Source organism: Bradyrhizobium sp., assembly GCF_036009065.1.
GTDB lineage: Bacteria > Pseudomonadota > Alphaproteobacteria > Rhizobiales > Xanthobacteraceae > Bradyrhizobium.
Window position 1 is genome coordinate 1 of the sequence record NZ_DASYMN010000149.1, and the last position, 5,727, is coordinate 5,727.

Annotated in this window: 5 protein-coding genes; 1 reads left to right on the plus strand and 4 read right to left on the minus strand. The window is 63.3% G+C overall.

What is annotated here, in order from left to right:
* The first annotated feature begins 71 nt into the window (after positions 1 to 71).
* Complete coding sequence (locus VGP39_RS09105) at positions 72 to 881, plus strand: tetratricopeptide repeat protein (protein ID WP_327567778.1); 810 nt, start codon at positions 72 to 74, stop codon at positions 879 to 881.
* A 762-nt stretch (positions 882 to 1,643) separates the two neighbouring features.
* On the opposite strand, the gene VGP39_RS09110 is transcribed toward VGP39_RS09105, so the two are convergent.
* The 4 genes from VGP39_RS09110 to VGP39_RS09125 all read right to left on the minus strand — a co-directional run.
* Complete coding sequence (locus VGP39_RS09110) at positions 1,644 to 2,618, minus strand: type II secretion system F family protein (RefSeq protein ID WP_327567779.1); 975 nt, start codon at positions 2,616 to 2,618, stop codon at positions 1,644 to 1,646.
* 9 nt (positions 2,619 to 2,627) lie between these two features.
* Entirely contained in the window at positions 2,628 to 3,602 is a 975-nt protein-coding gene (locus VGP39_RS09115) for a type II secretion system F family protein (RefSeq protein WP_327567780.1), read from the minus strand.
* A 12-nt stretch (positions 3,603 to 3,614) separates the two neighbouring features.
* A complete protein-coding gene (locus VGP39_RS09120; protein WP_327567781.1) occupies positions 3,615 to 5,084 on the minus strand; it encodes a CpaF family protein in 1,470 nt (489 codons plus the stop codon).
* Positions 5,085 to 5,105: 21 nt separating this feature from the next.
* Positions 5,106 to 5,727, minus strand: a 622-nt coding sequence (locus VGP39_RS09125) for an AAA family ATPase (protein ID WP_414644610.1), incomplete at its 5' end; no start/stop codon positions are given.

Sequence of the window (5,727 nt, forward strand, 5' to 3'; positions counted from 1 at the left end):
TTAGGGTTAACAGTCTATTGCTGGGCGCATTCGGCTCGATCGATGCGCCGGCTATGATGAGTTAAAGTGCCATGCGTCAGCAGTCCAGTCTTGCCCGGTTCCTTGCCTCCGCAGCCGTGACGGCGATGTTGGCCGCCAGCCTTGGCGGCTGCAAGACCATGTCCGACATCACCGGATCGATCACGTCTTCGAAGGCCGAAGCCAGCCCCGACGCCGATCCGCGCCGCGCAATAGAGGTCTATGGCGAGCGCTATCGCGCCAATTCCAAGGATGCCGACGCGGCGTTGCGCTATGGGCAGGCGCTCCGCGCCGCCGGACAGCGCTCCCAGGCGGTCGCCGTGCTGGAGCAGGCCACCATCGCCCATCCCGGCAACAAGGCGCTGCTTGCTGCTTACGGCCGCGCGCTGGCCGACAACGGTAATTTCAAGCAGGCGTTCGACGTTCTCAGCCGCGCCCACTCTCCCGAAAATCCGGATTGGCGCATTCTGTCGGTGCAGGGAACGACGCTCGATCAACTCGGCCGCCATGACGAAGCGCGGCGCTATTATGCGAGCGCGTTGAAGATCGTGCCTGACGAGCCTTCGGTGCTGTCCAATCTCGGCATGTCGTATGTGCTGTCGAAGGATCTGCCGAAGGCGGAGGAGAACTTGCGGCGGGCCTATGGCAACGCCAAGGCCGATACAAGGGTGCGGCAGAATCTGGGATTGGTGGTCGGCCTGCAGGGCCGCTTTGCCGAGGCCGAGAGCATCGTGAAGGCCGATCTGCCGGCGGAGGAGGCGGCTGCGAACGCCGCTTATCTGAAGCAGATGCTGAGCCGTAAGGACGGGCCGCGCGGCGGCACGGGTGCTGTCCCGGTGGCGGCGCTCAATCGTCCGGACTGACCGCGCACCGCGGTCCCGACGAACACCTTAGACTAGGGCATGTACACATCGTTATAGGCCGAGCCGATTGATCGTCCGCGCCAAGCACCAACGCCGTGCAGTGAGCGAGCACCGCAGGCGACGATTTTCCTGTTGACAGGTAACTTAGCCTAGGATTATATATGGCCAAGTCGTGCCGGGCGTCTGCAGCGTCCGGGAGACAGGCCGGTGGCCAGGTGGAGCGCCGGGAGGCGCAGCGCCTGCCTTGGGCGCGCGCGGTGCCTTGCCGCGCGAGGTGGGTACGTTAATCCCGCCTCAAAGGGTGCCCGTTGGTGCCCTGGCGCCTCCCGCCGCTCCACCCCCTCGCTTGGGTTCGCGAGGGACTGGCAAACCTCGGACGCAGTGCGCCGCGAGAATATAGAGGCTTGGCTGTTTGAAATTTGAATCGAAATTGCGCAACGCGCCGAACTACATTCTGCGTCGTCCCGGCGTTCGCGCTAGGGCATGCACACATCGTTACAGGGCCGGCCCGATTGGCGCAGGTCCACGCCAAGGACTTTTTCCTCGTCACACATTCACCGTCATCCCCGCGCAACGCTGCGCCGTTGTCGCGAGAGGAGCCGCCCGCTTGCGCGGCGTCTCGAAGGATGGCCGCGGGCACTTGTGGCCATCCTTCGAGGCTCGCCGAAGACGGCGACACCTCAGGACGACGGCAGTGCTGGTCTTTCCGCCAGAAAAAAGATGTGTGCATGCCCTAGCGCGAACGCGGGGACGACGTCGTGATCACTGCATCGCCGCGATCTTGATGCCGGTCGGCCCGAGAATGACCACGAACAGCACCGGCAGGAAGAACAGGATCATCGGCACCGTCAGTTTCGGCGGCAGCGCCGCCGCCTTTTTCTCGGCCTCGTTCATGCGCATGTCGCGGTTTTCCTGCGCCATCACCCGCAGGCTGTGGCCGAGCGGCGTGCCGTAGCGTTCCGACTGCTGCAAGGCAAGACAGACCGATTTCACGCCCTCGAGCCCGGTGCGCTTCGCCAGATTTTCATATGCGACCTTGCGGTCCTGCAGATAGGACAACTCGGCGGTGGTAAGGGTGAATTCTTCCGAAAGCGCCACCGACTGCGACCCGATCTCGACGCTGACCTTGCGGAATGCGACCTCGATCGACATGCCGGACTCGATGCAGATCAGCAGCAGGTCGAGCGCATCCGGAAACGCCCGTTTGATCGAGAGCTGGCGCTTCGAAATCGCGTTTTTCAGGAAGATCATCGGCGCCTGCAGGCCGAGATAGGCCGCGCCGATACACATGCCGATCTTCACCGGCGTCGATTTCTCCATGTGGGAAATGACGAAAACATAGAGCACCGATCCGATCAGGAACACGATCGGGGTCACCATGCGGAAGAACAGGAATGTAACGTAGGGTGCATGTCCGCGATAGCCGGCCATGATCAGTTTTTCGCGCGCGGCTTCCTGCGCCACCCATTTGCTAAGGTTGAAATCTTCCACCACCTTGGCGACGAGCTGCTTGGGTGCCTGGCGCAGCGAAACCTTCTCGGTCTTGGAGAGGCGGTCGCGCTCGCGCTGGCGCAGCCGCTCGCGCTCGCTGGCGACGGCCTTCATGCGCTTGGCGAGGCCCTCGCCGGCGAACAGCGGCATGATCAGCGTATACGCCGTGGCGCTGGCGGCAATGGCGGCGAGCAGCATGGTCATGAACCGCGCGTCGTGAAGCTTGTCGACCAGAAACTCAATCATGCTGCACCGTCAGAAATCGAAATTGATCATTCGCTTCATCACGAAGATACCGAGGGACATCCATAGGACGCAGCCGCAAAGCATCAGCTGGCCGGTCGGGTGCGTCCACAGCAGCGAGATGTAGTCGGGGGTCGTCAGGTAAACGAGCAGCATCACGATCGGCGGCAATGAGCCGATAATGCCGGCGGACGCCTTGGCTTCCATCGACATGGCTTGAATCTTCTCGGCCATCTTCTTGCGGTCGCGAAGCACCTTGGACAGATTGCCCAGCGCTTCGGACAGGTTGCCGCCGGACTTTTGCTGGATCGCGATCACGATGCCGAAGAAATTGGCTTCCGGCACCGGCATCCGTTCGTACAGCCGCGAACAGGCCTCCCCAAGCGGCATGCCGATCGCTTGGGTCTCGATGATGGCGATGAATTCGCCCTTGAGCGGCTCCGGCGCGTCTGCGGCCACCACCTTGATCGACTCGAACAACGGCAGGCCCGCCTTGATGCCGCGGACGATGACGTCGACCGCATCCGGCAGGGCTTTGAGGAAAAGCTTTTCCCGGCGCTTCTTGAGATAGCTCAGGATCCACCGCGGCAGCCCGAAGCCGGCGGCAAAGGCGATGCCGACGGCGCCGAGCAATCCGCCGCCCATCAGAAACGCCGTCGCAAAGCAGGCCATGCCGAAAATGGCGGAGATGATCATGAACTTTCGCGGCGTCCAGGAGAGCCCGGCCTGGGTCAGCCGCGTGCTCAGCGAGACTTTCTTGTCCTTCTGGCGGCGCGCGTCGACTTCCTTCAGCGAGCCCTCGACCTGCTCGCGGCGCGAACGCTGCGTCTTGTCGCTCTGGCGGGCCACCGGCTCCGCTTTGGCGACGGAGGCGCGGCGGGCTTCGGCCTTCTTCTCTCCCGACAGCAGCGGATAAAGGAATACCCATGCCAGCCCGCCAACCGCGGTGGCAGCCATAAAACCGAGTGCGAGCATCTGCATATTCATGGGCGTGGTCCTTTAGACCTCGACTATGACTTCGGCGGCATCGATCGCGGCCGCCAGGCGCTTTTCTTCGCCGTAATAGCGCGCGCGATCCCAGAACCGCGGCCGGCCGATTCCGGTCGAACGGTGCCGTCCGATAATGTTGCCGTTGGCGTCCTCGCCGACCATGTCGTAGAGGAACAGATCCTGGGTGATGATGGTGTCGCCTTCCATGCCCATCACTTCGGTGATGTGGGTGATGCGGCGCGAGCCGTCGCGCAGGCGAGCCGCCTGAATGATGACGTCGATCGAGGCGCAGATCATTTCGCGGATGGTGCGCGAGGGCAGCGAAAAGCCGCCCATCGTGATCATCGATTCGCAGCGCGACAGGGCTTCGCGGGGATTATTGGCGTGCAGCGTCCCCATCGAGCCGTCGTGGCCGGTGTTCATCGCCTGCAACAGGTCGAATGCCTCCGGACCGCGGACTTCGCCGACGATGATGCGCTCGGGGCGCATACGCAGGCAGTTCCGAACCAGCTCGCGCATCGTGACCTGGCCCTCGCCCTCGATGTTGGGGGGGCGGGTTTCGAGACGGACCACGTGCGGCTGCTGCAGCTGAAGCTCCGCGGCGTCCTCGCAGGTGATGACCCGCTCGTCATGGTCGATGTAGTTGGTCAGGCAGTTCAGCAAGGTGGTCTTGCCGGAACCGGTGCCGCCGGAGATCAGCACGTTGCAGCGGACGCGGCCGATGATCTGCAGAATATCCGCGCCCTCCGGGGTGATCGCGCCGAACTTCACCAACTGGTCGAGGGTCAGCTTGTCCTTCTTGAATTTGCGGATGGTGAGCGCGGGGCCGTCGATCGCCAGCGGCGGAACGATGGCGTTGACGCGCGAGCCGTCGGCGAGACGGGCGTCGCAGATCGGCGAGGATTCGTCGACGCGCCGGCCGACCTGACTGACAATGCGCTGGCAGATGTTCAGCAGCTGTTGATTGTCGCGGAAGCGGATGCCGGTGCGCTGGATGCGGCCGGCGACTTCGATGAAGACCGTGCCGGCGCCATTGACCATGATGTCGGAAATGTCGTCACGCGACAAAAGCGGCTCGAGCGGCCCGTAGCCGAGAACGTCATTGCAGATGTCGTCGAGCAGTTCCTCCTGCTCGGCGATCGACATCACGATATTCTTGATCGCGATGATCTCGTTGACGATGTCGCGAATTTCCTCGCGCGCGGACTCGCCGTCGAGCTTGGCGAGCTGCGCCAGGTCGATCGCCTCGATCAGCGCGCCGAAGATCGTCGCCTTGACCTGATAGTAGGTGTCCGAGCGCCGCGCCTCGATCGAAGGAGCCGGCGGCGCCGCTCTTGCCGGCGCGAGCGGCGGCGAGGAGACCATCGGTGCGCCGTCGGAATTTCCACGCGAAACTCCGGCGCCGGAAGCCAGTTCCTGCGCCGCGGCGGGCTTCATCGCCCGAGCTTCGTTCTCTGATCCGCTACGCTTACCAAACACGACGGCACCCCATGCGATGACTTACTTCGATCGCAACTTGTCGAGCAGCGACAGCAACGAGCCCCGTGATTTCTTGGTTTCGCCGCGGCCGGTCAATCGCTGCGCGATCTGCAGGAACATCTCGCTGGTGCGATGCCCCGCCGCGACCTCCGCGATCATCTGGCCGTTATTGGTCGCCGAGCCGAACATCTGCGGATCGAACGGGATGGAAACGATCGGCTGGCTTTCGATCGCCTTGGCGAATTCGCTCGAATTGATTTCCGGCCGCTTCGGCACCCCGACCTGATTGAGACAATACAGCGGGGTCCGGTCGTTGGGCCGCGATGCCTTGAGCAGATCGAACAAGTTCTTGGTATTGCGCAGGTTGGCGAGGTCGGGCGCCGCGACGATCAGGATGTCGTCCGCGCCGACCAGCGCCCGCCTGGTCCATCCCGACCATTGGTGCGGAACGTCGAGCACGATGCAGGGCATTGTGGCGCGCAAGGTATCGAAGATCGAGTCGAAGGCTTCGGCGCCGAAATCGTAGACCCGGTCGAGGGTCGCCGGCGCCGCCAGCAGGCTGAGGTGGTCGGTGCATTTCGACAGCAGGCGGTCGACGAATGCGGTATCGACCCGGTCCGGCGAGAACACCGCATCCGCAATG